The sequence below is a fragment of the Leifsonella bigeumensis genome (assembly GCF_039537265.1).
Lineage (GTDB): Bacteria > Actinomycetota > Actinomycetes > Actinomycetales > Microbacteriaceae > Terrimesophilobacter > Terrimesophilobacter bigeumensis.
This window is the reverse complement of sequence record NZ_BAABAE010000003.1, coordinates 1208101-1233867: the sequence shown is the minus strand read 5'-3', so window position 1 is coordinate 1233867 and position 25767 is coordinate 1208101. Positions and strand designations below refer to the sequence as shown.

Sequence of the window (25767 nt, the reverse complement as noted above, 5' to 3'; positions counted from 1 at the left end):
ACGAGATGTCAGCAGTGAACAGTTTCGGGGCGCAGGACCTGCTCTCGGTGGGCGGCAAGGACTACCGCGTCTACCGGATCGATCGCGTATCCGGCCACGAGAAGCTGCCGTTCAGTCTCAAGGTGCTGCTCGAGAACCAGCTGCGCACCGAGGACGGCAAGAACGTCACGGCAGCGCAGATCACCGCACTCGGCTCCTGGGCACCGGATGCCGAGCCGGATACCGAGATCCAGTTCACCCCGGCGCGCGTCATCATGCAGGACTTCACCGGAGTGCCCTGCATCGTCGACCTCGCCACGATGCGCGAGGCGGTCGCAGAGCTCGGGGGAGACCCGAAGAAGATCAATCCGCTCGCACCGGCCGAGATGGTCATCGACCACTCCGTCATCGCCGACCTCTTCGGCACCGAGAACGCCTTCGAGCGCAACGTGGAGATCGAGTACGAGCGCAACGGAGAGCGGTACCAGTTCCTGCGCTGGGGCCAGACCGCGTTCGACGACTTCAAGGTCGTCCCGCCGGGCACCGGAATCGTGCACCAGGTCAACATCGAGTACCTCGCGCGCGTCACGATGACGCGCGAGGTCGATGGGGTCTTGAACGCCTATCCCGACACCCTCGTCGGCACCGACTCCCACACCACGATGGTCAACGGTCTCGGCGTGCTCGGCTGGGGCGTCGGCGGCATCGAGGCCGAGGCGGCCATGCTCGGCCAGCCGGTCTCCATGCTCATCCCGAAGGTCGTCGGCTTCAAGCTCACCGGGTCGATCCCGACGGGCGTCACGGCCACGGATGTCGTGCTCACGATCACCCAGATGCTGCGTCGGCATGGCGTCGTCGGCAAGTTCGTGGAGTTCTACGGCGCCGGCGTTGCCCAGGTGCCGCTCGCGAACCGTGCCACGATCGGCAACATGAGCCCGGAGTTCGGCTCGACCGCCGCGATGTTCCCGATCGACCAGGTCACCCTCGACTACCTGAGGCTCACCGGCCGCAGCGAGCAGCAGATCGAGCTCGTCGAGGCGTACTCGAAACTGCAGGGACTGTGGCACGACGCGAGCCGCGAGCCCGCCTTCAGCGAATACCTGGAACTCGACCTCGGAACGGTCGTCCCCTCGATCGCCGGGCCCAAGAGGCCGCAGGACCGGGTCGAGCTGACCCAGGCGAAGAGCCAGTTCGAGAAGGACCTCGACGCCTACGTCTCCGGTTCCCACTCCAACCCGGCCGCAGTCGCCCTCAAGGACGGCCGCGAGTTCACGGTCGACCACGGCGCCGTCGCGATCGCAGCGATCACCTCCTGCACCAACACCTCGAACCCTTCCGTCATGCTCGCCGCGGGTCTTCTCGCCCGCAACGCCGCGAAGAAGGGGCTCAGGTCGAAGCCCTGGGTCAAGACGACCCTCGCGCCGGGTTCCAAGGTCGTGACCGACTACTACGAGAAGGCGGGCCTGAACGGCTACCTCGAGGATCTCGGCTTCTACCTCGTCGGCTACGGCTGCACGACCTGCATCGGCAACTCCGGCCCGCTCGAGGACGAGATCTCGGCCGCCGTCAACCAGAACGACCTTGCGGTCACCGCGGTGCTGTCTGGCAACCGCAACTTCGAGGGACGCATCAACCCCGACGTCAAGATGAACTACCTCGCGAGCCCCCCGCTCGTGATCGCCTACGCCCTCGCCGGCTCGATGGACTTCGACTTCGACGTCCAGCCGCTCGGTCAGGACACCGAGGGCAACGACATCTACCTCAAAGACATCTGGCCGGATGCCGCCGAGGTCCAGAAGACGATCGACGAGTCGATCGATGCTGCGATGTTCGACAAGCAGTACTCCGGCATCTTCGACGGCGACGAGCGCTGGACCTCGCTCCCGACGCCGGATGGCGACGTCTTCGAGTGGAATGAGGCATCCACCTATGTGCGGAAGCCCCCGTACTTCGATGGGCTCACGATGGAGCTCACACCGGTCGCCGACATCCTCGGCGCGCGCGTTCTCGCGACCCTCGGCGACTCGGTCACGACCGACCACATCAGTCCGGCAGGCAGTATCAAGTCGGACAGCCCGGCCGGCCAGTACCTGACCGAGCACGGCATCGACCGCAAGGACTTCAACTCCTACGGGTCGCGCCGCGGCAACCACGAGGTCATGATCCGCGGAACCTTCGCGAACATCCGCCTGCGCAACCAGCTGCTCGCCGGTGAGAACGATGGTGCGGGCGTCGAGGGCGGCTACACGCGCGACTTCACGAAGGCGAATGCCCCGCAGGCGTTCATCTACGACGCGAGCCAGAACTATCAGGCCGCTGGCACCCCGCTCGTCGTGCTCGCCGGCAAGGAGTACGGCTCCGGGTCGAGCCGCGACTGGGCGGCGAAGGGCACGAGCCTCCTCGGAGTTCATGCGGTCATCGCCGAAAGCTTCGAGCGCATCCACCGCTCCAACCTCATCGGGATGGGCGTCGTTCCGCTCCAGTTCCCGGCGGGGCAGAGCTGGGCATCACTCGGGCTCGACGGCACCGAGAGCATCAGCATCTCTGGGCTCGAGGCGCTCAACGAGGGCGTGACGCCGAAGACGGTGCACGTCGTCGCCGAGCCGACCGAGCACTCGGCGGCGGGCCGCGGGCCGGTCGAGTTCGACGCCGTCGTGCGGATCGACACCCCCGGCGAGGCCGACTACTACCGCAACGGCGGCATCCTGCAGTACGTGCTGCGTTCGCTCGTGTGAAGCGTGTGAGGATCTTCCCCGACTTCAGGCAGCGGGGTTGCGTCGACGCACACGACCTTCCGCAGGTTCCGGTTGCTCTTTCGGGAGCAGCTCCGAGACCGTGAGGCCCAGGACCTGGGCCAGGGCGACCAGGGTGCGCAGGGAAGGATTCGCGGGACGACCTGGCCGTGAGTACCCTTTCTCGAGCTGCTGATAGTGCGAGCGGGTGATGCCCGCAGCATAGGCAAGCTCTTCCTGGCTCAGGCCGAGGTCCCGGCGGTGCCGGGCGAGCGTCAGACCGAGCTCCCGGACGTAGTCGTCCCACTCGGGTGGGGCGGAATTCTCAGTCATACGACCACGCTGTCGGAGCCGACTTCGACTATATGCCTGATTCATCAGGCATAATGTGTACAGCATGATCCATCGGCGACCGATCGCGGAAGGGGCGGCGGACGATGGCACAGAGAACGACAGCCGGAGGGGCGATGAGAGAGCCTGACCTCGTCTTCACGATCGGTGCATCAATGGAGGAGGTCATCGATGGTCTCTACCGGTCGGGAATGGGCTCCCGGCCGCCCGGGTCGACCACACTCGGACTCGCCGTGTATCGGGAGCGCCGGGGACTTCTATTCGACTACGGGTTCACTCGCGTAACCTTCTGGGTCGCCAGACTCTCCTTCGAACTCGTGGGTGTCGAGCTGCTGGGCAGAGTCAAGGTGGATCGACCTCGATCACCGTTCGGACGGCGCACCAGGTCCGCACTCATCGCCGGCATCCGGGGTCTGGTGCTCGACATCGACGAGGATGCCCGCATTCTCACCCCGTGACACCGGTCAGGCGACCCCTCGAAGCGGTGGGTGGTGGAAGGTGTCGCCGAACGCGCGCTCGGAGGCGCCGACCCGGTCGAGGTAGGGGGTCGCCCCGCCCATCTGGAACGGCCAGCCTGCTCCGAGGATGAGGCAGAGGTCGATGTCTTCGGCTGCCGCGACGACGCCGTCCTCGAGCATCCGGTGGATCTCGTCGGCGAGCCCGTCCTCGACGCGGCGGAGGATCTCCTCGCCGGTCATGGCCGAGCGCCCCGCAGCACCGGTGCCGCCGGAGACGATCTCGACGGCCTTCTTGTCGAATCCGGTGATCCTTCCCTTGCCGTCGCGATCGAAGATCTTCCCGTGCTCAGCGAGCCTGTGCAGGTTCTCGCTCTCGAAGAACCGGTCGGGGAACGCGGCGTGGTGCGTGTCGAGCACGTGGGCACCGACCGTGAGCCCCACGAGTTCGAGCAGTTCGAACGGGGTCATCGGGAGGCCGAAGGGCTTGATCGACTCGTTGACGACCTCGAACGGCGTCCCGCTGTCGACCGCATGCATGGCTTCACCGAGCAGCTTGGCGAGGATGCGGTTGACGACGAAGCCCGGCGTGTCGGCCGTGATGACCGCGTTCTTGTAGAGCGCCGCTGCCGTGACCATCGCGGTGCTGAGCGTCGCATCATCCGTCTTCGGCGTCTTCACGACCTCGATGAGCGGCATGACCGCAACCGGGTTGAAGAAGTGGAAGCCGACGAGGCGCTCGGGATGCGCGAGTTTCGCCCCGATCTGCTCGACGCTGAGCGACGACGTGTTCGTCGCGAGAACGGCGGTGTCGGAGACGTGCTTCTCGACATCGGCGAAGACGTCCTGCTTGACGCCGAGCTCTTCGAACACGGCCTCGATCACCCAGTCGCAGTCCGCGAAATCGGCTTTGTCGGTCGTGCCGGTGACGAGCGCGTTCAGCCGGTTCGCCTCATCCGGGGAGATCCGCTTCTTCTCGAGGAGCGACGCGATCTCGGTGCGGATGTAGTCGAGGCCCTTGTCGACGCGGCCCTGGTCGAGGTCGGTGATGACGACCGGGACCTTGAGGCGTCGCACGAAGAGCAGCGCGAACTGGCTGGCCATGAGGCCCGCGCCGATGACACCGACCTTCGTGACGGGCTTCGCCAGCGCCTTGTCCGGGGCGCCGGCGGGCTTCTTCGCGCGCTTCTGCACGAGGTTGAAGGCGTAGATGCTCGCCCGGAACTGGTCGCCCGTGATGAGCTCGGCGAGCTTCTCGTCCTCGGCGGCGAACCCGGTCGCCCGGTCCGTGTTCTTGGCGGCCTTGAGCAGCTCGAGTGCTGCGTAGGGGGACTTCGCGATGGTGCCGATGCGGCTCTCGAGCATCTTCTTCGCGATCCCGATCGCCACGTCCCACTTGACGGCGCGCTCGATCTTGCCCGGCTCGTTCCTGCGCTTGACCTTCGTTCGGCCGGAGATGACGCCGTCGGCCCAGCGGATCGACTCCTCGAGGAAGTTGGCGGGGCCGAACATGGCATCCGCGATCCCGAGGTCGAGCACCTCCTGCGCCTTGAGCGTCTTGTTGTTCTTGAGCGGGTTCTCGACGATGACCTTGAGCGCGTTCTCGATGCCCACGAGGTTGGGGAGCAGCCAGGCGCCGCCCCAGCCGGGAATGATGCCGAGGAAGACCTCCGGCAGCGCGAGCGCCGGGATCGAACTGTCGACCGTGCGGTAGTCGGCGTTGAGCGCGATCTCGACGCCACCGCCGAGGGCGAGGCCGTTGATGAACACGAAGGACGGGACGCCCAGGCCGTGCAGGGCACCGAGCGTCGCATGCCCCTGCTGGGCGAGCTGCTTGGCGATCGCGCGGCTCGGGATGTCTCCCGCGTTGGTGAGGTCGGCGCCGGCGGCGAGGATGTACTGCTTGCCGGTCACGGCCACGCCGTGGATCTCGCCCTTCGCCGCGCGGGCCTTAAGGGCGGCGAGCGTCTCGCCGTACTCCTTGAGCGTGAGCGGCCCCAGCGTGTTCGGGCGGGTGTGATCGCGCCCGTTGTCGAGGGTGACGAGTGCGAGAACCCTGCCCTCGGAGATCGGGACGTCCCGCACGAAGGAGTGGGTGACGACCTCGTCCTCCGAGAGCGCCAGAAGGTCATCGAACTGCGCCATTACTTCCTGCCTCCGTTGTAGTGCGGGTTCTCCCAGATGACCGAGCCGCCCTGGCCGAGGCCGATGCACATCGCGGTGAGACCGTAGCGCACCTCCGGGTGCTCCTCGAACTGGCGGGCGAGCTGCAGCATGAGCCGGACGCCGGAGGAGGCGAGCGGATGCCCGATCGCGATCGCACCGCCCCACAGGTTCACGCGGGGGTCGTCGTCGGCGATCCCGAAGTGGTCGAGGAAGGAGAGCACCTGCACGGCGAAGGCCTCGTTGAGCTCGAACAGCCCGATGTCGTCGATCCCGAGGCCGGCCTTGCGCAGCGCCTTCTCCGTCGAGGGGATCGGGCCGATGCCCATGATCTCCGGCTCGACGCCCATGAAGGCGAAGCTCACCATCCGCATCTTCGCGGTGAGGCCGAGTTCCTTCGCGGCATCCGCACTCGCGATGATGCTCACGGTCGCGCCGTCGTTGAGGCCCGAGGAGTTGCCTGCGGTGACCCTCCCGTGCGGCCGGAACGGGGTCTTGAGGCCGGCGAGGCCCTCCATGGTCGTTTCGGGGCGGGGCGCCTCGTCGCGTTCGGCAAGCCCCCATCCGGTCTCGCTGCGGATGGCCACCGGCACGAGGTCGGGCTGGATCTTCCCCGCCTCGTAGGCGGCCGCGAGCTTGTGCTGGCTGTTCATGGCGAAACGGTCTGAGCGCTCCTTGGTGAGCTGCGGGAAGCGGTCGTGGATGCGCTCGGCCGTCGCGCCCATGCTGAGGGCATCGGCGCCCACGAGCTTCTCCGCGACGAAACGCGGGTTCGGGTCGGCACCCGAGCCCATGGGGTGGTGCCCCATGTGCTCGACGCCGCCGGCGATCGCGACATCGTACATCCCGAACCCGATCGCGCCGGCCACGGTCGTGACCGAGGTCATCGCCCCCGCGCACATGCGGTCGATCGCATAGCCGGGCACGCTCTTCGGCAGCCCGGCGAGCAGCGCGGTCGTGCGTCCGAGGGTGAGCCCCTGGTCGCCGGTCTGCGTCGTGGCGGCGATCGCGACATCGTCGATACGGTCGTGGGGGAGCGACGGATTGCGCTCGAGGAGGCCGATCATGGCCTTCACCATGAGGTCGTCGGCCCTCGTCTGCCAGTACATGCCCTTTTCGCCTGCCCTGCCGAACGGGGTTCGCACTCCGTCGACGAACACAACGTCAGATCTCTCGGCCACAACGTCCTCCCGGATCGGTCTTTATCCCGATCCTAGGTCGCCGCGAAAAGCCCTAAGAATCCTTTGATTCTTCCTACGATGCCGGCTCGTCGGGTGCCGGTTCGCTTTGGCTCGCCTCCACAAAGGCAGTCACGATCGATTGTACGGTTGCGTCAGCCTGCCACGGACGGGCGCCGTCGCCGAGGAGGGCCTCGCGCACGGAATCCGGTGTAAGTGGCTCCGGCGGCTCCCAGGCGATACGGCGCAGCAGCTCGGGGGTCAGGAGGTTCTCGACCGGGATCGCCAGCGTCTCGGAGAGCTCGGCGAAAGCAGTGCGCGCGGCCCTGAGTCGTTTGTCGGCATCCGGGTTGCGGTCGGACCAGGCGCGCGCAGGGGGGATGCCGTCGCCGGGGACGCGAAGCGGCGGCAGGTCGTCACTCGCGCGGCCAGCCTCGATCGCCGCCCACCAGCGCGGGAGTTGGCTGCGGCTCGCCCTGCCGTTGAACTCGCGGAGCTTCGCGAGATCGTTGCGCGTCGCCGGAAGGGTCTTCGCGGCGGCTGTGATCGAGAGGTCCGGGAGCAGGCGGCCTGGGGCGGTGTCGATCTCCCGGGCGTACTCGTCACGGGCCAGCCACAGTGCGCGCGCGACGGCGAGGTTCCTCGGCTGTCGGATGGTGTGAAGGCCGGAGAGCCTGCGCCAGGCATCCGGGTTGGCAGGCTTCGCCTCGCGTGCGAGGGTGGCCGCGAACTCCTGCCGCGCGATCTCCGACTTGCCCTGGGACTCCAGGAGTTCGGCCACGGCATCCCGCAGGTCGACAAGAAGTTCGACGTCGAGGGCGGCGTAGACGAGCCAGGACTGGGGGAGCGGCCTGGTCGACCAGTCGGCCGCGGAGTGCTCCTTGGCGAGGTGGACGCCGAGGAGCTCCTCCACGACGGTTCCGAGGCCAACCCGGGCGAGACCGGCGAGGCGGGCGCCGAGCTCGGTGTCGAAGATCCGCTGCGGGTCGAGCCCGACCTCGCGCAGGCAGGCGAGGTCCTGGCTGGCGGCATGGAACACCCACTCGACGTCGGCGAGGGCCGTGTCCAGTTCGGCGAAGTCGCCGACCGCCGGGGGGTCGAACAGGAAGGTGCCCGAGCCCCGGCGAAAGATCTGGATGAGGTAGGCGCGCTGGGAGTACCGGTAACCGGATGCCCGCTCGGCGTCGACCGCGACGGGGCCCTCGCCGGCCGAGATCGCCTCGACCGCCGCTAGGAATTCCTCCCGCGTATCGATGACGTCGACCGTGTCGTGGGGAGCCTGCTCCATCGTCACGTGCGGGCGCGCCTCGCCGGGAGAAGGGCCACGCCATCCGGGATCGGAGGCAGGCCGGCGAGCATGCACAGGAGGTCACCCCAGGCTTCGACATGGGAGGCGACCGCGTGGTCGACGGGCGACCAGCTCGCCCGCAATTCGATCTGGGCGCCGTCGCCCTGCTCGGCCAGGCCGCCGAAACCGGTGGACAGGATGCGGGTCGCCGTGCCGGATGCCGCGCCGTAGGCGGCGCCGCGCGCCGCGAGGGCATCGACGAGCCAGGACCAGGCGACATCGGCGAGGAAGGGGTCGACGCCGATGTCGGTCTCGAGGGGGGCCTGGGCGTAGCAGACGACGCGGAACGGGCCGCCCCAGGCATCCGGCTCCGTGGCGTCGTGGAGCAGGATGAAGCGACCGGTCGCGAGCTCGGAGTCTGCACTATGCCTCGCCGGGGTCACATCGGCGGCGAGGGCGATCGAATCCGGTGCGAGGTTGGCGGGCGCGGGGATCTCGTTGATCACGAGCTCCTCGCGGGGCGCCGCGTTGCGCAGCGATTCGAGTGCGGCGGAGAACGCCGCAGGAAGCGCTGGTCCTGTCGCGTTCGCTGGCACGGTTGAAGACTAAAGTTCGAGGGTGGAATCTTCACGCAGGCACGCCGGGCCGCCGGGACGCGACCGCCCGGTAGCTGTTTGGGCGATCGCCGCCGGCCTCACCGGGCTGGGGATCGCGGTGGTCGCCGCAGCCGTCACGGCGGCGGCGGTTCTCGTGGCGCGGAAGGTGCTCGTGCCGCCCATGAGCCGCGAGGAGGACACCGACATCCTCGGGGTCGACCGTGAGACCGGGACGATCACTCTCAGCCGGTCCCCGGATGCGGTCGTCCCCGGTCGGTACAGCTTCTGGTTCGGTGGCGCGAGTGGTCATGCCCGGGTTGGTGAGATCCTCGCGGAGACCGCAGAATCCGTGACGCGCGAGCTCATCGACGTCGAGTTCGGCGACCTCGAGGCAGCAGGGCGGGGGCGGTTCAACGGGTGGTTCTACCGCCGTCCGGAAGACCTGGGCGTCGAGAGCGAGGAGGTCGTGATCGAGACCGAACTCGGCCCGGCGCCTGCGTGGCTCGTCCGTGCCTCCCGCGAGCATGCATCCGGGGTGGGCAGAGGGGAGGGGAAGTGGGTCATCCAGGTGCACGGTCGTGCGGTCAGCCGGGCGGAGACGATCAGGGCGATCCCGGTGTTCCGCGATGCCGGATACACCTCGCTTCTCATCTCCTACCGCAACGACCTCGAGGCTCCGCCGAGCCCCGACGGCCGCTACGCGCTCGGAGACACGGAGTGGCGCGATGTCGACGCGGCGATCGGCTACGCCATCCGGAACGGGGCGAAGAGCGTCGTGCTCATGGGCTGGTCGATGGGCGGAGCCATCGTGCTGCAGGCGCTCACCCGCTCGGCCAGGGCGGATGCCGTGCGCGGGCTCGTGCTGGAGTCGCCCGTCATCGACTGGGTCACCGCCCTCGACCACCAGGGGCGGTCGCAGGGTCTCAGGGGCCCGCTCCGCTCTCTCGTGTACGCGATGATGGGCGCAGCCTGGGGGCGGCCGTTCACGGGGCAGCACGCCTCGATCGATCTCGCGAGGCTCGACTTCGTGCGGCGCGCGGACGAGCTCACAGTGCCGATTCTCATCCTGCACAGCGACGACGACGATTATGTGCCGTCCTCCGCCTCGCACGCACTGGCCGGGGCGAGGCCCGACATCGTCACCCTCGAGGCCTTCGACACGGCCCGGCACACCAGGCTCTGGAACTACGACCCGCAGCGGTGGAACGGGGCGATAGCCGGATGGCTGGCGCGGCTCAGTCCCTGACGGTCCAGCGCGCGTAGAGTGTGCTCTCCCCGTCGAGCAGCAACTGGGTGAGCGCGAGGTGCCGGGGGTGGTCGAGGCCGGAGCTGAGCGGTTGGCCGAGCGCGACGAGTTGCGGGCTCGTCGAGAGGCACAGTTCGTCGACGAGGTCCGCGGCGATCAACTGGATCGCGAGGGACGGTCCGCCCTCGCACACGATGCTCTCGTGGCCGAGACGGTGGAGGGCGGCGAGGGCTGCGGCGGGGGCCACGCCGGGCCCGCCGGTGCGACGTTCGGCGACGTCGATGATCGTCACCCTGGCCTCGCCGAGCGAGGAGCGTACCGTCTCGACGGCATCCGAGGGGCACAGGACGATGACGCGCCCATTCTCGACGTCCGTCGGAATGCGATGGCCGCGCAGGTCGCCGGAGCCGGTCATGATCGCGAGGGGCCGCGAACGGGGCAGGAGGTATCCCTCGGTGCGCACGCTGCCGGCCCCGACGAGCACGACATCGGCCGAGCGCCGGATCGCCCCGAGGATCCTTCGGTCCGTGCGGTTGGTGAGGCTCTGCGACGTTCCGTCGGGCCCCGTGACGCTCCCGTTGACGCTCGCGATGAAGTTGAGGCGCAGCCAGCGCGCACGGGGCGGCCGGTAGAGCTCGTCGAGCGCTGCCTGCCCCTCCGCATCCTCGAGGTCGAATGCGGTCGCCGGGCCGGGAAGGAGCCTCGTGAGGGTCACGGGGAGAGTTTCTCCCTCACCTGGCGTTTCGTGCGCCCGAGCAGTGCGCTCATCCCCCGGATGCGCAGTGGGCTCACCGCCTCGGTCAGGCCGAGCGACTGCGGGTAGTCGTCGGGGACGTCGAGCACCTCCTGGGCGGTGAGGCCGGCGAGCCCCTGCACGAGGATCGAGGCGAACCCGCGCGTGGTCGGCGACTCCTTCGGCGCGGTCGCGTGCAGGTGCACGATTCGATCGGCCCCCACCTCGACGAAGATGAACACGGGGGACTGGCACTCCACGACCCGTTCGAGCAGGCTCGGGTCGTCGCGATAGCGTTCGGGAAGCTCCGGAAGCTCGTTCGCGAACTCGAGCAGCATGGTCAGCCGGTCGCGCACCTCGAGTTCGAGGAACCCGTCCCGGATCTCGGCGAGTTCCTGCGGAACTGCAGTGACTTCCCCTCCGGCGGTCATCGGCGCTCCGGCACCTCGCCCGGCTCGGAGCCGGTGGCGATCGGGACGCGCACGGCGCTGCCCCACTCGGTCCAGGAGCCGTCGTAGTTGCGCACATTCTGGAAACCGAGCAGGTACTTGAGTACGAACCAGGAGTGGCTGGAACGCTCCCCGATGCGGCAGTAGGCGATGACGTCGTCGCCCTCCCGAAGGCCTGCTTCGCCGTGGTAGATCGCCTCGAGCTCCGTGCGCGGCTTGAACGTCGCATCCGGAGCCGCCGCGCGCGCCCATGGGACGGATGCCGCGGAAGGAATGTGTCCCGCCCGCAATGCGCCCTCCGTGGGGTAGCCGGGGATCTCGGTGCGCTCACCGCTGTACTCCTCGGGGGAGCGCACGTCGATGAGCGGCTTGCCGAAGTGGGCGAGCACATCCTCGCGGTAGGCGCGGTTCACCGCGTCGTCGCGCTCGACGACGGGGTATTCGACGGGCGTGACCAGTGGAGCGTCGGTCGTGAGTTCACGACCCTCCGCCTCCCATTTGGCGCGCCCGCCGTCGAGCAGACGGACATCCTCGTGGCCGAAGAGCGTGAAGATCCACAGGGCATAGGCGGCCCACCAGTTGCTCTTGTCACCGTAGAGAACGACGGTCGTATCCCGGGCGATGCCCTTCGAGCCGGCGAGCCTTGCGAAGGCCTCGCCCAGCACGAAATCGCGCTCGACCGGGTCGTTGAGCTCGGTGTGCCAGTCGATCTTGACCGCACCGGGAATGTGGCCGGTCTCGTAGAGCAGCACGTCCTCATCCGATTCGACCACCACGAGCCCCGGTTCACCGAGGTTGGCCTGCAGCCATTCGGTCGTGACGAGGCGCTCAGGGTGGGCGTACTCGGCGAATCGGGTGGATGAGTCGACCTCGACGGTCATGGGATACCTCCGGTAGGGCCTGCTATCAGGCGTTGAGGGAAGCGGGGGAGTGCACATTAGGCTTGTATCGCCCCGCCCTACTAATCTACGCACTCGTCGGGTGCGACGCAGGGAAGATTTCGCGGTCGCGCGAAGCCCAGGGTCCATCGATCAGAACCGAGGTTGAACGCCGTGCCCGCTGGAAGCCTGCCTGTTGGATCTTCGGCTGCTGGAAGTCTGGCTGCTGGAAGTCTGGCCGAGCGGAACCCGACCCTGTCGGGTACCGAGATCGTCGACCACCTGGTCCCTCCGCGGCAGTTCAGGTCGGCGACCGTCGACTCGTACCGCCCGGACCCCGAGTACCCGTCCCAGGCGGCGGCCGTCGAGGCGGTGCGCAACTTCGCGACGGCCTGGCTGCCGAGCGCCTCGCGATTCTTCTCCCGCCGAAAGAGCCAGGACGCCCTCCCCGGCATCTACCTCGACGGCGGCTTCGGTGTCGGCAAGACCCACCTCCTTGCCGCCCTCTGGCACCTCGCCCCAGGACGCAAGTACTTCGGAACCTTCATCGAGTACACGGCCCTCGTAGGGGCCCTCGGCTACGCGGCGGCCGTGAACCTGCTGCGCGGGGCGACCCTCATCTGCATCGACGAGTTCGAGCTCGACGACCCGGGCGACACCCGCCTCATGTCGCGCCTCCTTGGCGAGCTGGCGGCATCCGGCACCCGCATCGCGGCCACCTCGAACACGCCGCCGAACGCGCTCGGCGATGGCCGGTTCGCGGCCGTCGACTTCCTGCGCGAGATCGACTCGCTCGCCGCCCGCTTCACGATCATCCGCATCGACGGCCTCGACTACCGGCGTCGCGCACTCGACGGCCACGCGACGACGCTGAGCGAGGCCGAGCTCGAGGCGCAGCTCGGTGCGGTCGACGGCGACGTGACGCTGGATGACTTCGGCGCGATCATCCGTCATCTCTCGACGATCCATCCCTCCCGCTACGTCAAGCTCGTCGACGGACTTGCCGCGGTCGGCATCCAGGGGGTCGAAGTGCTGCACAGCCAGACGGATGCCCTGCGTCTCGTCGCGTTCGTCGACCGCCTCTACGACGCGCAGGTGCGCGTTCTCGCGAGCGGCATCCCGCTCGACCAGGTCTTCGCCGAGGACATGCTGGCCGGCGGTTACCGCAAGAAGTACCTGCGTGCGGCTTCGCGGCTCATCTCGCTCACCGCGGAGGTGCAGGACTGACCTGCCGTCTCACCGGTGTCGGGTGCGAAACCCACTGTTTACGACACGGCCCGTCCTGTAACACGACCGAAACGAGAACGGCGACTTCGACGAAACGCGGCGGGTGGATGCTGGCGGCATGGACACTGGCGAACTCACCTGGGCGATCACAGCGTCGGCCCTCGTACTCCTCATGACCCCCGGCGTGGCGTTCTTCTATGGAGGGCTCGTCAAGGCCAAGAGCGTCGTGAGCATGATGATGATGAGCTTCGGGGCGCTCGGGCTCATCAGCGTGCTCTGGATCCTCTACGGCTACAACATGTCCGCGGTCGCCCTGCCCTGGGACTTCTCGGGCAACCCGTTCTCCGACTTCGCCCTCGGCAACGCCGACAACACGACGCTCGTCGGAGCCCTCTTCGGCGCGACCTTCGCGATCATCACGGTCGCGCTGGTCTCGGGGGCGATCGCCGACCGCGCCAAGTTCGGCTCCTGGCTCGTCTTCGCCGGGCTCTGGTCGACGCTCGTGTACTTCCCGGTCGCCGCCTGGGTGTGGGGCGGCGGCTGGATCCTGAACCTCGGCAACGCCCTCGGCCTCGACTACACCGTCATCGACTACGCGGGCGGAACCGCCGTGCACATCAACGCCGGTGCCGCCGCCCTCGCCCTGGCCATCGTGCTCGGCAAGAGGGTCGGGTTCCGCAAGGGGGCGCACAAACCGCACAACGTCCCGCTCGTGCTGCTGGGGGCCGCGATCCTCTGGTTCGGCTGGTTCGGATTCAACGTCGGCGCCGAGTTCCTGAACGGGATGGCGAACGCCGGCCTCATCGGGATCAACACGCTCGGGGCGACCGCGGCGGGCATCATCGGCTGGCTTCTCGTCGAGAAGGTCAAGGACGGCAAGGCGACGTCCGTCGGGGCGAGCTCCGGAGCGGTCGCCGGTCTCGTCGCGATCACGCCGTCCTGCGCGAACCTCACCCCCGGCTGGGGTCTGCTGCTCGGGCTCCTGGCCGGCGCGGTGTGCGCGCTCGCCGTCGAACTCAAGTTCAAGCTCGGGTTCGACGACTCGCTCGACGTCGTCGGCATCCACATGATCGGCGGCCTCATCGGCACGGTCTACCTCGGCTTCTTCGCGACCGGCACCGGCCTGTTCGTGGGCGGCGACGCAATGCAGCTCGTCCTGCAGGTGACCGCGGCGCTCGGGGTGCTCGTCTACTCCTTCGTCGTCGCCCTGGCCATCGGCTGGGCGATCAACCGCACGATCGGATTCCGGGTGAGGAACGAGGATGAGCTCGCCGGCATCGACACGGTCGTGCACGGCGAGGAAGGCTATGTGCTCGAGACGGTGTGACCGGCGCCGTCTTCGTGGTAATCATGGAGGATGGCCGACCCGATCCTCGTTCTCGCGTGCGCCGTCGTCACGCTCACCGGGGTCCCGGGCATCCTGCTCTACAGCGGAGGGACCTGGCGCCGGCTCTGGCCCGAGCTCGCGATGCTCGCCGGCCTCTGGGCGGTCGTCGGGGTCGTGTCGAGCCTCACCGGGCTGTTCCTGCCGGGGTTCGCGGTGCTCGTCGCGGCGACCGGCATCCTCATGGGGGCCGGTGTTGCGGCGGCGCTCGCCGAGCGCATCGCGCGGCACGGCATCCGGATGCTCCTGCTGGCCGGGTTCGCCCTCCTCGTCTTCCTGCCGCCGGCCGTCGCCGTCTTCGGCGGCAGCGGTACCTGGCTCTACCGGGATCTCGGCGCCCTCGACTTCGCGGGGGCGCTGCCCATCGCGGTCGGGACCGGCAGTTTCTCGATGCTGCTCGCGCTCATCCGAGGGGAGCGGAGCGACACCGAGCGCATCCTCGCACTGCGCGGGGCGATGCTCTTCGCCGTGGCAGGGCTGGCGGTCGCGGTCGGATTCGAGCTGCGGGTGGATGCCCTCACGCCGGCGATCGCGCTCAACATGCTCATGACGCCGGCGGTCGCGATCCTCGCCGCAGCGGGAATCGAGCGGGTCAAGCGGGGCCGGAACACCCGCGAGGGCCTGGCTGCGGGAACGCTCGCCGGCACGGCGGCGGCCCTTGCGGCCTGTGCCTACCTGGAGACGGTCACGGCGCTCATGCTCGGCCTGGTCGTCGGCGCGGTCGCCGAGGTCGCCCACCGTGGGGCGAGCGCTGCCTGGCGGATCGCGACACCGCTGCTCATCGGCGGGGTGACCGGTCTGCTCTACCTCGGGATCTTCGGGCTCGGGCCGGGATTCGTGTACTCCGGGCAGCCCGCACTCCTCGGGCAGCAGGCGCTCGTGGTCGCCGCCGCTCTCGGCTGGTCGTGGCTCGTGTCCGCGGCGATGCTGCTGCCGCTCAGGCGGATGCTGCGGCGGGAGGCAGCGTCGGTCAGCCGGCCTCGGCGACGCGCTTGATGGCGGCGAGCGTCTCGCGCATGCCCTTGCTCGCGCCATCCGCACGGATGGCGATCTCCGCCTCCGCGCGGTCGCCGAAGCGCTCAGGGTAGGTCGGCTCCGCGACAGGCAGGATCTCCCAGGACTCGGTCACCAGCGTTCCGCCGTCGACGGGCTCGAACGTGTAGCCCCAGCGAGTGCGGTCGCCGTTGACGGCGAAGGCGAACTCTCGGCCGGGCTCGTCGACGAGAACCTTCGAGCGGGTCTCCCAGGTGCGGCTCTCGGTGATGTTGCGCCCGGTGAACCATGCGCCGGCGCCGCGGGCCTCGTCATCCCACCAGCACGCCTTGCACACGGGACTCCACTCGCCCATGCGGGTCACGTCGGACACCATGGCGTAGAGCACGTCAGGGGACTGTGCGATGGTCACGGACTCTGAACGGTGACGATTCTCCATGGGGAGAGTCTAGGCGCGCCGGGGCAGCACCCAGTCGGGCCGCACGAAGTGGCAGGTGTAGCCGTTGGGGTAGGTGATCAGGTAGTCCTGGTGCTCCGGCTCGGCCTCCCAGAAGTCGCCTGCGGGCTCGATCGTCGTGACCGCCTCGCCCGGCCACAGGCCCGACGCGTCGACATCCGCGATCGTGTCGCGGGCGACCTTCTCCTGCTCAGGACTGAGCGGGAAGATCGCCGACCGGTAGCTCGTGCCGAGGTCGTTGCCCTGCCGATCCTTGGTCGACGGGTCGTGGATCTGGAAGAAGAACGCCAGGATGTCGCGGTAGGTCGTCTCGGTCGGGTCGAAGACGATCTCCACGGCCTCGGCGTGGCCCGGATGGTTGCGGTACGTCGCGTGGTCGTTCTCGCCGCCGGTGTAGCCGACGCGGGTGTCGAGAACGCCGGGCTGGCGGCGGATGAGATCCTCCATGCCCCAGAAGCATCCGCCGGCCAGGACGGCCGTCTCGGTGTCCGGGTTGCGGGTGATCTCGCCGGTGTCGTTGATTCCGCTGGTCATGATGCATGCTCCTTTGGGTCGGTGGATGCGGTGTCACTGGGAACAACAGTGCGGAGGACGATTTTGGTCCCGAACTTCCCGAGAACCTGCCTGTGGGCGATACCGGACTCGAACCGATGACCTCTTCCGTGTGAAGGAAGCGCGCTACCAACTGCGCCAATCGCCCGCGCCGGCGGGGCCGACCTGACAATCTTGCCACAGCTTTCGTCACACACCGCGCGAGAATTGTCATGCGTGCAGGGCATCGGCTAGAGTCACTAGGCACGCAGAAATGCGGGCGATGCGGATGTGGCGCAGTGGTAGCGCATCACCTTGCCAAGGTGAGGGTCGCGAGTTCGAATCTCGTCATCCGCTCGAGTGGGAAGTGTCAGCCTCGCTGGTGCGACCCGCACGCGGTGGAGTGGCCGAGAGGCGAGGCAGCGGCCTGCAAAGCCGTATACGCGGGTTCAAATCCCGTCTCCACCTCCAGGTATGACAGCCTGGGCGATTGGCGCAGCGGTAGCGCGCTTCCCTGACACGGAAGAGGTCACTGGTTCGATCCCAGTATCGCCCACCACCGGTTCGGCCTTGCCTCAGCCGTCGTCCCCCTCGTCATCGGGCCCGATGACGACCTCGATGAGGGGCTTGACCCAGGGGTACTCGTCGGCGTGCTCGCGGTAGCCCATGGCGAGCACCGTGTTGATGAGGAGGCCGCGTGCGAGGTAGTCCCGCGCCTCCTCGGGCGTCGCGTTGGCGTGTTCGACGAGCACGAGGTACATCCGGGCCAGCAGCCCGCGAACGTAGGCGCCGACAGCGGGCACGGTGCTCGCGGCGAAACCCTGCTGCAGCACGAGCATGACCGACTCCTCGAGCACCGTGCGACGGAACGCCGAGGTGAACCGGCTCAGGTCGAAGGTGTCGAGGCCGATGCTCTCCATCTGAGCCACGATGATGTCGCCCGCGCGTTCGAGCACCTCGAGGAAGAGGGCCTCCTTGGTGCCGAACACCTGGATGATGTACGGCTGGGAGACTCCCGCCGTCGCCGCGATCCGTGCGGTGGACGTGCCGAAGTACCCGCCGACGGCGAACTCGCTCGTCGCCGCCCGCAACAACTCCTCGCGGCGAGAAACGCGAGAGCCCGGGTTCGTCATAGGAAAGTACGGTACACCGTTTCGGCAGGGGACCTTCGGGCGCGAACGACGCGATCCAGTGGACATTTGCCTCCGCTCGAAAAGTCTGCAATTATCGTCCGATAACCGCTTATCAAGCGATTACTTCATCTGGATCGTTTCATCTTCCGGGCTACCGCTCTGTCCTTCACCAGCAAAGGAAACACCGTGTCCACCAGCGCCCACGGCACACGCTCCCACCGGAGTGTCCTCACCGGCTTCACCGCGATCATGGTCGGCCTCTCACTCATCGTCACGGCCTGTGCGGTCGTTCCCCCGGTGAAGGATGAGGTCGCCACGACCCCGAAGAAGACCAACGTCAGCGTCGAGGTGCTGTACGCGCGGGGTGACACCGGCGGGCACTCCACCCAGAAGATCTCGCTCACGCCGTCGCCCGACGGTGACTTCTCGATCGACATCTCCGAGAACGAGGTCTCCGGATTCGGGGACATGATCCGAGCCGCATCCTGGAACGCCGTCATGGTGGCGACCGTGCTCACCGGTGCGTCGCTCTCCAACCAGTACCGCTTCGAGCTGGACGGCTGGGTCGACGGGCCGAGCGCAGGCGGCCTGACCACCGCCGCGGTGCTTTCCCTGTTCCACGGCGACGACATCCTCGACGGTGTGTCGATGACGGGGACCATCAACCCGACGGGAACCATCGGCCCGGTCGGCGGGATTCCCCAGAAGCTGCAGGGCGTCATCGACTCCGGCGAGTTCACGAAGATCCTGATTCCGGCCGGGCAGCGCAATGCCTCCGGCCCCTCCGGAGTGGTCGATGTCGTCGCCCTCGGTGCGAGCGCCGGCGTCGAGGTCGTCGAGGTCGCCGACATCTACGAGGCCTATCGTCACCTCACCGGCAAGGAGCTGCCGGTCCCTGCCGACGCGGGGACTCCGCGCCCGACCGAGGAAGGCTACGCCAAGCTCAAAGTCGCGGCGGATGCCGAACTCGCCGGTTACCAGGAGGCCGTGGCCGACTTCGGCGCGCTCTCGACCCAGGTGCAGGAAGTCGCGTTCGGGATCTACCAGGACGCCGCGGATTCGGCGGATCGCGCGCGCAACCTGCAGTCGCAGGGGCTTCAGGGCGGTGCCTTCACCGAGGCCCTCTACGCGAACTTCCTCATGAGGGCCACGACGGAGGCCTACACGACCGCACAGCTCGCGCTGCATGAGGGAACCGTCGCGCTCGTGGCGAGACTGTCGGCGGCGAAGAGCGCCGAAGCCAAGTTCATGGCCTTCCTCGACCAGCTGGGCACCTACACCCCGAAGACGCTCCCGGATGTCGAGACCCTCGTGACGGCGTACGGGAACGCCTTCGAGGCCTATTCGCTGCTCATCTACGCGACGGACAGTCTCGACATCCTGTTGGAGAATGCGGACAGCGGCGCCTACTCCAGCATCGAATCGCTCCTCGACGACGCGATGGCCCCGCTCCTGCTGTTCGAGTTCGCCAGCGTGCAGGTCGATGCGGCGAAGGCCATCTTCGAGGTCGGCCGAGACAATGGCGGGGCCCCGATCGCCGAGGACATCGACCTCGATGCCGTCGGATCGTTCTTCCGTCGCGGCGCCGACGCGAACTGGGAGGCGTTCGAGACCGGTGTGCTCAAGGGCGCGGCGGAGCGCAGGGGCGTCTCGACCGAGGTGTTCCGCAACAGGGTCATGGACATCGACCTCGCCGTCGCACTGTCCTACACCGCCAAGCAGACGCTCGGATCGCTGCAGTCCTACATCGGGAAGGACGAGCCGAATGCCGCCTACGCCGCCATGGGCTACGGTTTCCTGAACTATGCGCGCAACGCATTGCACGTCGAGAAGTACTACAGCAACGGGGTGCTCGACGAGAACTTCGAAGTCGTCGGCGTTCGGTCTGAGGTCGCGCTGACCCGGGCGCTCGATCTCGGAAAGGCCCAGGTCGCACGTGCGGTCTCAGTGCTCGCCTCCAAGAACACCATGCCGTTGCTCACGGTCGGCGCGTTCGAGCAGGCCGGGGTGGATCGAGAGCGCGGTTTCACGGAGAAGTTCTCGGCCATCCAGAACTACTCGGGGCAGTTCATCATGGCGCGCATCCTCGCCTTCGTCGGAGGATTCCCCGCAGAAGGCTACGAGCGATGACAAACGGACACGACAACGGAGGAAGAACGATGACTGATTCGACCAACCCTGGCCGGGGACTGGGGATAGCTGGGCTCGTGCTCGCATTCCTGATCCCGCCGCTCGGCCTCATCCTGAGCATCGTGGCGAAGGTCCGGTCCAGCAGGGCCGGGATCAGGAATGGGGTCGCCACCGCGGGCATCGTGGTGAGCATCGTGGTCGTGATCCTCTGGATCGTCGGCATCGTGCTGGCCGGCTCGCTGCTGTTCGGCGGAATCCTCCAGACCTGCGCAGAACTCGGGCCCGGTGTCTGGGATGTCGGCGGCGTCACCTACACCTGCGGTTGATCCGGCGGCGCCCTCGCGACCGGGAGGGGTGAGCGGCGGCGCTGTCGGGAGCCCATCATCCACGCCGCTAAAGTTGGTGGAATGAGCAGCCAGAAGACCGGATTCGACCTGTATGAGGAGCGCAGCATCGTCGCGATGCGCGTCAACGGCGAACTGAGGGACCTGGCGACGACGGTCACGGATGCCGACAACGTCGAGCCCGTGACGATCGACTCTCCGGAAGGGCTGAACATCCTGCGCCACTCGGCGGCCCACGTGGCGGCACAGGCCGTGCAGGCGATCAACCCGGACGTCAGGCTCGGCATCGGCCCGCCCATCACCGACGGCTTCTACTACGACTTCGACGTCGAGACGCCCTTCACTCCCGAGGCCCTCAAGGCGATCGACAAGGAGATGGCCCGGATCGTCAAGCAGGGCCAACGCTTTCAGCGTCGGGTTGTCACCGAGGAGGAGGCACTGGTCGAACTCGGCGCCGAGCCGTACAAGCTCGAGCTCATCGGGCTGAAGGGCGGGACCGCGGACGATGAGTCCGTCGAGGTCGGGGGCGCCGAGCTCACGATCTACGACAACGTCGACCCGAAGACCGGCGAGACCGTGTGGAAGGACCTCTGCCGCGGTCCGCACCTGCCGAACACCCGCCTCATCGGCAACGGGTTCGCCCTCACCAGGGTGGCCGCCGCATACTGGCGCGGCTCGGAGAAGAACAAGCAGCTCCAGCGCATCTACGGCACCGCGTGGCCGAGCAAGGATGAGCTGCGCGAGTACCAGGTGCGCCAGGAGGAGGCGGCTCGGCGCGACCATCGCAAGCTCGGCAAGGAACTCGACCTGTTCTCGTTCCCGGAGGAGATCGGCTCAGGCCTCTCGGTCTGGCACCCGCGCGGCGGCATCGTCCGCGAAGAGATCGAGCAGCATGCCCGGCGGCGCCACCGTGAGGCCGGTTACACCTACGTCTACACCCCGCACATCAGCAAGTCCGATCTGTTCCTGCAGTCGAACCACCTGGTCACCTACAAGGAGGGCATGTTCCCCCCGATCCGAATGGATGAGGAGGTGGACGACGAGGGCAACATCACCAAGGAGGGGGTCGACTACTACCTCAAGCCGATGAACTGCCCGATGCACATCCTGATCTACAAGGAGCGCGGGCGCAGCTATCGCGACCTGCCGATGCGTCTCGCCGAGAACGGCACCGTGTACCGCAACGAGCTCTCCGGGGCCCTGCACGGCCTCACCAGGGTGCGCGGCTTCACGCAGGACGACTCCCACCTCTTCGTCGCGCCGGACCAGTTGCAGGATGAGGTCGCGAAAGTCCTCGACTTCGTCGTCTCCATGCTGCGCGACTTCGGCCTCACAGAGTTCTCGCTCGAGCTCTCGATGAAGGACGAGCACAAGGACAAGTGGATCGGCTCCGAGGAGTTCTGGGAGAGCTCGACGGATGCCCTGCGCCAGGTGGCCCTGCGCAGCGGGCTGAAGCTCACCGAGGTGCCAGGCGAGGCCGCCTTCTACGGGCCGAAGATCGACCTCAAGACCCGGGATGCGATCGGCCGGGAGTGGCAGTTGTCGACCGTTCAGGTCGACCCGAATCTCCCGGAGCGCTTCGATCTGGAGTTCACCGATCGCGACGGCACCCGGCAGCGCCCCATCATGATCCACCGGGCGCTGTTCGGATCGATCGAACGGTTCTTCGCCATCCTGCTCGAGCACTACGCCGGGGCGTTCCCGGTGTGGCTCTCGCCCGTGCAGGCCATCGGCATCCCGGTTGCGGAGGAATACAACGCCTACCTCGAGGATGTGGTCGCGCAACTGAAAGCGGTGGGCGTTCGCGCCGAGGTCGACCTCTCGAGCGATCGGATGCCGAAGAAGATCCGCAATGCGACCCTCCAGAAGATCCCGTTCCAGCTCATCGCGGGGGAGGAGGATCGCGCGGCCGGCGCCGTGAGCTTCCGCTTCCGCGACGGCCATCAGGAGAACGGAATCCCGGTCGCCGACGCGATCGAACGCATCCGCACCGCCATCGCCGAGCATGCCCAGGTATGACGGGGACGTCTGAGATGGGAGAGTTCGAGGGCGAGAGCGTCGAGGACGCCGCCGACTTCGCCGCGGTCCCGGATGCCTTCCAGCGGTTGTGGACGCCGCATCGCCTCGTCTACATCCAGGACGGCCAGCAGCCTGCGAAGGACGCCTGCCCGTTCTGTCTCGCCCCGTCGATGGACGATACGAAGGCGCTCATCGTCGCCCGCGGTGAGCACGCCTACGTGCTGCTGAACCTCTACCCGTACAACTCGGGGCACCTTCTCGTCTGCCCGTACCGGCATGTTGCGCTCTATGACGACGCGAGCTCGGAGGAGACGGCCGAGATCGGCAGCCTCACACAGACGGCCATGAAGGTGCTGCGCTCGGTGTCCCACTGCGACGGATTCAACCTCGGGATGAACCAGGGACGCATCGCCGGCGCGGGAATCGCCGAGCACCTCCACCAGCACATCGTCCCGCGCTGGGCGCTCGACTCCAACTTCTTCCCGATCGTCGCCGGGACGAAGGCGCTTCCGCGGTTGCTGGGGGATGTCCGGCGGGAAATCGCCGAGGCATGGCCCGCATAGAATAGCTCCATGGCCACCAAGAAGGATTCCACCGCACAACTGGGCACCGACCGCGTCAAGCGCGGCCTGGCGGAGATGCTCAAGGGCGGTGTGATCATGGACGTCGTCACGGCGGACCAGGCGAAGATCGCCGAGGATGCCGGGGCCGTCGCCGTCATGGCCCTCGAGCGCGTGCCCGCCGACATCCGTTCGCAGGGCGGCGTCGCCCGGATGAGCGACCCCGACCTCATCGACGGCATCATCGCCGCCGTCTCGATCCCGGTCATGGCGAAGGCCCGCATCGGCCACTTCGTCGAAGCGCAGGTGCTCGAGGCGCTGAAGGTCGACTACATCGACGAGTCCGAGGTGCTGAGCCCCGCCGACTACGTCAACCACATCGACAAGTGGAAGTTCACCGTGCCCTTCGTGTGCGGTGCGACGAATCTCGGCGAAGCGCTCCGGCGCATCAACGAGGGCGCGGCGATGATCCGCTCCAAGGGCGAGGCCGGCACCGGAGACGTCTCCGAGGCGACCAAGCACATCCGCACGATCACCGGCGAGATCAATGCGCTCAGGTCGAAGACCAAGGACGAGCTCTACGTCGCCGCCAAGGAACTGCAGGCGCCCTACGATCTCGTCGCGGAGATCGCCGAGACCGGCAAGCTCCCGGTCGTGCTCTTCACGGCGGGCGGTGTCGCGACGCCGGCGGATGCCGCACTCATGATGCAGCTCGGCGCCGACGGCGTCTTCGTCGGCTCCGGCATCTTCAAGTCGGGCAACCCGGCGCAGCGCGCGGCCGCGATCGTCAAGGCCGTCACCTTCTTCGATGACCCCGTCGTCATCGCCGAGGCCTCTCGCGGGCTCGGCGAGGCCATGGTCGGCATCAACGTCGCGGACCTTCCTGCGCCGCACCGCCTCGCAGAACGTGGCTGGTAACGCCACGAAGCCTCGTGTCGGTGTCCTGGCGCTCCAGGGCGACTTCCGGGAGCACATCGCCGTGCTGCGCGGCTTCGGGGCGGAAGCGGTGCCGGTGCGCCGCGCGAGCGAGCTTCCCGAGATCGACGGCCTCGTCATCCCGGGAGGCGAATCGAGCGTCATGGACAAGCTTTCGCGCACCTTCGGCCTGCGCGACCCCCTCCGGGAGGCCATCGCCGGCGGGCTGCCGGTCTACGGCACCTGCGCCGGCCTCATCATGCTCTCCAGCAGCATCCTCGACGGCATCGAAGGGCAGGAGAGCCTGGGCGCTCTCGACATCGACGTCCGGCGCAACGCCTTCGGCTCGCAGACCGACTCCTTCGAGGTCGCGCTCGAGGTCGCGGCGATCGGCGACCCGCCCCTGCATGCCGTTTTCATCCGCGCGCCCGTCGTCGAACGGGTGGGGCCGGCCGTCGAGACGCTCGCCGCCCTCGAGGACGGCCGCGTCGTCGCCGTGCAGCAGGGCAATGTGCTCGGCACATCGTTCCATCCGGAGATGACGCAGGATCACCGCTTCCACGAATACTTTTTGAAGAGGGTGCGCGCGGCGCGCTGAGTCGCCATGCTGGGTGGCATGAAGATCTATTCCGACTTCCCTGCCCGCCGTGCCGCCCAGATCGCCGCCGACATCCTCGCTCTCGTCGTCATCGCCCTCGGAATCTGGGTCGGGGTCACGGTCTCCGCAGGAATCGCCGCGATCGCCGCCATCGCCCGGCAGGTCGAGTCGGCAGGCCTGGAGTTCCAGGTGGCGATGATGGACGCCGGTGACGTCTTCGGAGGGCTGCCGCTCGTCGGGGACTCTGCGCGCGTTCCGTTCGACGCGGCAGGCAGTGCAGGGGCCGGCTTCTCCAGCGCGGGCCAGAACGCCGCCGCCTTCATCACGACCACCGCCGCGATCGTCGGCGTGGTGATCGCGCTCGTCGTCGCCGCGCTGGTCCTCTGGATCTGGTTGCGGCGCCGGGTCGCTTTCGCCCGGCGGGCGACGGATGCCAGCAGGCTCGTGAGGCTGGCCGACGGTCACGACCTGCTCGCCCTGCGCGCGCTCGTTCACGGGTCGCGCGACGACCTCGCCCGGATCGCCCGGAATCCCGTGGATGCCTGGCGCGCGGGAGAGCGCGATGTCGTGAAAAGGCTCGCCGCACTTGAGTTGCGCGGAGCCGGCGTGCGGCTCGCCGCTGGCGCGGCTCGGTAGAATACCGGGGACATGCAAGAGAGAGGCGCAGCGTGAGCGGGCATTCCAAGTGGGCGACCACGAAACACAAGAAGGCCGTCATCGACGCGCGCCGTGCGAAGTCCTTCGCCAAGCTCATCAAGAACATCGAGGTCGCCGCGAAGATCGGCGGCGCCGACCTCTCCGGCAACCCGACGCTCGTCGACGCCATCCAGAAGGCGAAGAAGACGAGCGTTCCGAACGACAACATCGACCGCGCGGTCAAGCGCGGCGCCGGGCTCACCGGTGAGTCGATCGACTACCAGACGATCATGTACGAGGGCTACGGCCCAAACGGGGTGGCCCTGCTCATCGAGTGCCTCACCGACAACCGCAACCGCGCGGCGGCCGAGGTGCGCACGATCATGAGCCGCAACGGTGGAACGATGGCGGACCCGGGCAGCGTCGCGTACAACTTCAACCGCAAGGGCGTCATCTCGATCACCAAGACCGAGGGGGTCGGCGAGGACGACATCCTGCTGGCCGTGCTCGATGCGGGCGCGGAGGAGGTCAACGACCAGGGCGGCGGCTTCGAGGTCATCACCGAGCCCTCGCAGCTCGTGGCGGCGCGTACGGCGTTGCAGGAGGCCGGAATCGACTACGACGCCGCCGAGGCCGAGTTCGTGCCGAATGTCAGTGTCGAGGTCGACGCCGAGACCGCGCGCAAGGTCTTCCGGCTCATCGACGCGCTCGAAGACAGCGACGACGTGCAGAACATCTTCGCCAACTTCGACATCCCGGCGTCCGTGCAGGCCGAACTCGACGACGAGTAGA

Annotated in this window: 25 protein-coding genes and 4 tRNA genes; 17 read left to right on the top strand and 12 right to left on the bottom strand. The window is 67.8% G+C overall.

The window, feature by feature from the left end; translation table 11 throughout:
• Nucleotides 1-5 precede the first annotated feature (5 nt).
• Nucleotides 6-2714 (top strand): aconitate hydratase AcnA, encoded by a 2709-nt coding sequence (acnA, locus tag ABD678_RS11135; RefSeq protein WP_344756618.1) that lies wholly within the window; start codon nucleotides 6-8, stop codon nucleotides 2712-2714.
• A gap of 24 nt (nucleotides 2715-2738) precedes the next feature.
• Here acnA and ABD678_RS11130 read toward each other — a convergent pair whose 3' ends face one another.
• Complete coding sequence (locus ABD678_RS11130; RefSeq protein WP_344756616.1) at nucleotides 2739-3044, bottom strand: helix-turn-helix domain-containing protein; 306 nt, start codon at nucleotides 3042-3044, stop codon at nucleotides 2739-2741.
• A 134-nt stretch (nucleotides 3045-3178) separates the two neighbouring features.
• On the opposite strand from ABD678_RS11130, the gene ABD678_RS11125 reads away from it, so the two are divergent.
• Nucleotides 3179-3520, top strand: coding sequence for a hypothetical protein (locus ABD678_RS11125; RefSeq protein ID WP_344756614.1), 342 nt, complete (start codon nucleotides 3179-3181; stop codon nucleotides 3518-3520).
• A gap of 6 nt (nucleotides 3521-3526) precedes the next feature.
• Here the strand turns inward: ABD678_RS11125 and ABD678_RS11120 are convergent, their stop codons facing one another.
• The 4 genes from ABD678_RS11120 to ABD678_RS11105 all read right to left on the bottom strand — a co-directional run bounded on the left by ABD678_RS11120 (nucleotide 3527) and on the right by ABD678_RS11105 (nucleotide 8742).
• Nucleotides 3527-5662, bottom strand: a complete 2136-nt coding sequence (locus tag ABD678_RS11120) for a 3-hydroxyacyl-CoA dehydrogenase NAD-binding domain-containing protein (RefSeq protein ID WP_344756612.1) — start codon at nucleotides 5660-5662, stop codon at nucleotides 3527-3529.
• Nucleotides 5662-6861 (bottom strand): thiolase family protein, encoded by a 1200-nt coding sequence (locus ABD678_RS11115; protein ID WP_344756610.1) that lies wholly within the window; start codon nucleotides 6859-6861, stop codon nucleotides 5662-5664. The genes ABD678_RS11120 and ABD678_RS11115 overlap by 1 nt, the downstream gene beginning before the upstream one ends.
• Before the next feature lie 73 nt (nucleotides 6862-6934).
• Nucleotides 6935-8146: a ribonuclease D gene (locus ABD678_RS11110; protein WP_344757179.1), complete on the bottom strand. Its 1212-nt coding sequence runs from the start codon at nucleotides 8144-8146 to the stop codon at nucleotides 6935-6937.
• Nucleotides 8147-8148: 2 nt separating this feature from the next.
• Nucleotides 8149-8742 (bottom strand): DUF3000 domain-containing protein, encoded by a 594-nt coding sequence (locus ABD678_RS11105; protein ID WP_344756608.1) that lies wholly within the window; start codon nucleotides 8740-8742, stop codon nucleotides 8149-8151.
• 22 nt (nucleotides 8743-8764) lie between these two features.
• Here ABD678_RS11105 and ABD678_RS11100 point away from each other — a divergent pair, with 22 nt between their 5' ends.
• Nucleotides 8765-9988: an alpha/beta hydrolase family protein gene (locus ABD678_RS11100; RefSeq protein ID WP_344756606.1), complete on the top strand. Its 1224-nt coding sequence runs from the start codon at nucleotides 8765-8767 to the stop codon at nucleotides 9986-9988.
• On the opposite strand, the gene ABD678_RS11095 is transcribed toward ABD678_RS11100, so the two are convergent.
• From ABD678_RS11095 to ABD678_RS11085, 3 genes are read right to left on the bottom strand one after another with little or no spacing between them, the layout of a single operon-like run.
• Nucleotides 9978-10703, bottom strand: a complete 726-nt coding sequence (locus ABD678_RS11095; protein ID WP_344756604.1) for a dihydrofolate reductase family protein — start codon at nucleotides 10701-10703, stop codon at nucleotides 9978-9980. The genes ABD678_RS11100 and ABD678_RS11095 overlap by 11 nt on opposite strands.
• Nucleotides 10700-11152 carry a SufE family protein gene (locus ABD678_RS11090; protein ID WP_344756602.1) on the bottom strand — a complete coding sequence of 151 codons (453 nt, stop codon included), beginning with the start codon at nucleotides 11150-11152 and terminating at the stop codon, nucleotides 10700-10702. Before ABD678_RS11090 ends, ABD678_RS11095 begins: the two co-directional genes overlap by 4 nt.
• On the bottom strand, nucleotides 11149-12051 hold the full coding sequence (locus tag ABD678_RS11085; RefSeq protein WP_344756600.1) for a sulfurtransferase: 903 nt from the start codon (nucleotides 12049-12051) through the stop codon (nucleotides 11149-11151). The genes ABD678_RS11090 and ABD678_RS11085 overlap by 4 nt, the downstream gene beginning before the upstream one ends.
• Nucleotides 12052-12222: 171 nt before the next feature.
• On the opposite strand from ABD678_RS11085, the gene zapE reads away from it, so the two are divergent.
• The 3 genes from zapE to ABD678_RS11070 all read left to right on the top strand — a co-directional run bounded on the left by zapE (nucleotide 12223) and on the right by ABD678_RS11070 (nucleotide 15655).
• Nucleotides 12223-13275, top strand: coding sequence for a cell division protein ZapE (gene zapE, locus ABD678_RS11080; RefSeq protein WP_344756598.1), 1053 nt, complete (start codon nucleotides 12223-12225; stop codon nucleotides 13273-13275).
• A 118-nt stretch (nucleotides 13276-13393) separates the two neighbouring features.
• A complete protein-coding gene (locus ABD678_RS11075) occupies nucleotides 13394-14602 on the top strand; it encodes an ammonium transporter (protein ID WP_344756596.1) in 1209 nt (402 codons plus the stop codon).
• A gap of 30 nt (nucleotides 14603-14632) precedes the next feature.
• On the top strand, nucleotides 14633-15655 hold the full coding sequence (locus ABD678_RS11070) for a hypothetical protein (RefSeq protein ID WP_344756594.1): 1023 nt from the start codon (nucleotides 14633-14635) through the stop codon (nucleotides 15653-15655).
• Here ABD678_RS11070 and ABD678_RS11065 read toward each other — a convergent pair.
• From ABD678_RS11065 to ABD678_RS11055, 3 genes are all read right to left on the bottom strand, one after another.
• Entirely contained in the window at nucleotides 15630-16064 is a 435-nt protein-coding gene (locus ABD678_RS11065) for an SRPBCC family protein (protein WP_344756592.1), read from the bottom strand. The two genes, ABD678_RS11070 and ABD678_RS11065, sit on opposite strands and share 26 nt — an antisense overlap.
• 36 nt (nucleotides 16065-16100) lie before the next feature.
• Entirely contained in the window at nucleotides 16101-16643 is a 543-nt protein-coding gene (gene msrA / locus ABD678_RS11060) for a peptide-methionine (S)-S-oxide reductase MsrA (protein ID WP_344756590.1), read from the bottom strand.
• A gap of 93 nt (nucleotides 16644-16736) precedes the next feature.
• A tRNA-Val gene (locus ABD678_RS11055) sits at nucleotides 16737-16809 on the bottom strand.
• A 116-nt stretch (nucleotides 16810-16925) separates the two neighbouring features.
• Here ABD678_RS11055 and ABD678_RS11050 point away from each other — a divergent pair.
• The 3 genes from ABD678_RS11050 to ABD678_RS11040 all read left to right on the top strand — a co-directional run bounded on the left by ABD678_RS11050 (nucleotide 16926) and on the right by ABD678_RS11040 (nucleotide 17199).
• Nucleotides 16926-16997 (top strand) — tRNA-Gly (locus ABD678_RS11050).
• 40 nt (nucleotides 16998-17037) lie between these two features.
• Nucleotides 17038-17111 (top strand) — tRNA-Cys (locus tag ABD678_RS11045).
• Between the two features lie 13 nt (nucleotides 17112-17124).
• Nucleotides 17125-17199: transfer RNA gene (locus ABD678_RS11040), tRNA-Val, on the top strand.
• Nucleotides 17200-17215: 16 nt separating this feature from the next.
• Here the strand turns inward: ABD678_RS11040 and ABD678_RS11035 are convergent.
• Complete coding sequence (locus tag ABD678_RS11035; RefSeq protein ID WP_344756588.1) at nucleotides 17216-17773, bottom strand: TetR/AcrR family transcriptional regulator; 558 nt, start codon at nucleotides 17771-17773, stop codon at nucleotides 17216-17218.
• A gap of 186 nt (nucleotides 17774-17959) precedes the next feature.
• Between ABD678_RS11035 and ABD678_RS11030 the strand changes: the two genes are divergently transcribed.
• From ABD678_RS11030 to ABD678_RS10995, 8 genes are all read left to right on the top strand, one after another.
• Nucleotides 17960-19903, top strand: a complete 1944-nt coding sequence (locus ABD678_RS11030) for a S16 family serine protease (RefSeq protein ID WP_344756586.1) — start codon at nucleotides 17960-17962, stop codon at nucleotides 19901-19903.
• Between the two features lie 29 nt (nucleotides 19904-19932).
• Entirely contained in the window at nucleotides 19933-20229 is a 297-nt protein-coding gene (locus ABD678_RS11025; RefSeq protein WP_344756585.1) for a hypothetical protein, read from the top strand.
• An 81-nt stretch (nucleotides 20230-20310) separates the two neighbouring features.
• The gene (gene thrS / locus ABD678_RS11020; protein WP_344756584.1) at nucleotides 20311-22266 is read left to right on the top strand and encodes a threonine--tRNA ligase; all 1956 of its coding nucleotides are present in this window, start codon (nucleotides 20311-20313) and stop codon (nucleotides 22264-22266) included.
• Between the two features lie 14 nt (nucleotides 22267-22280).
• The gene (locus ABD678_RS11015) at nucleotides 22281-22829 is read left to right on the top strand and encodes an HIT family protein (RefSeq protein ID WP_344757176.1); all 549 of its coding nucleotides are present in this window, start codon (nucleotides 22281-22283) and stop codon (nucleotides 22827-22829) included.
• A 9-nt stretch (nucleotides 22830-22838) separates the two neighbouring features.
• The gene (pdxS, locus tag ABD678_RS11010) at nucleotides 22839-23744 is read left to right on the top strand and encodes a pyridoxal 5'-phosphate synthase lyase subunit PdxS (RefSeq protein ID WP_344756582.1); all 906 of its coding nucleotides are present in this window, start codon (nucleotides 22839-22841) and stop codon (nucleotides 23742-23744) included.
• Nucleotides 23734-24339 (top strand): pyridoxal 5'-phosphate synthase glutaminase subunit PdxT, encoded by a 606-nt coding sequence (pdxT, locus tag ABD678_RS11005; protein WP_344756581.1) that lies wholly within the window; start codon nucleotides 23734-23736, stop codon nucleotides 24337-24339. Before pdxS ends, pdxT begins: the two co-directional genes overlap by 11 nt.
• Nucleotides 24340-24357: 18 nt before the next feature.
• On the top strand, nucleotides 24358-24975 hold the full coding sequence (locus ABD678_RS11000) for a hypothetical protein (RefSeq protein ID WP_344756580.1): 618 nt from the start codon (nucleotides 24358-24360) through the stop codon (nucleotides 24973-24975).
• A 32-nt stretch (nucleotides 24976-25007) separates the two neighbouring features.
• Nucleotides 25008-25766, top strand: a complete 759-nt coding sequence (locus ABD678_RS10995) for a YebC/PmpR family DNA-binding transcriptional regulator (RefSeq protein ID WP_344756578.1) — start codon at nucleotides 25008-25010, stop codon at nucleotides 25764-25766.
• Nucleotide 25767 lies beyond the last annotated feature (1 nt).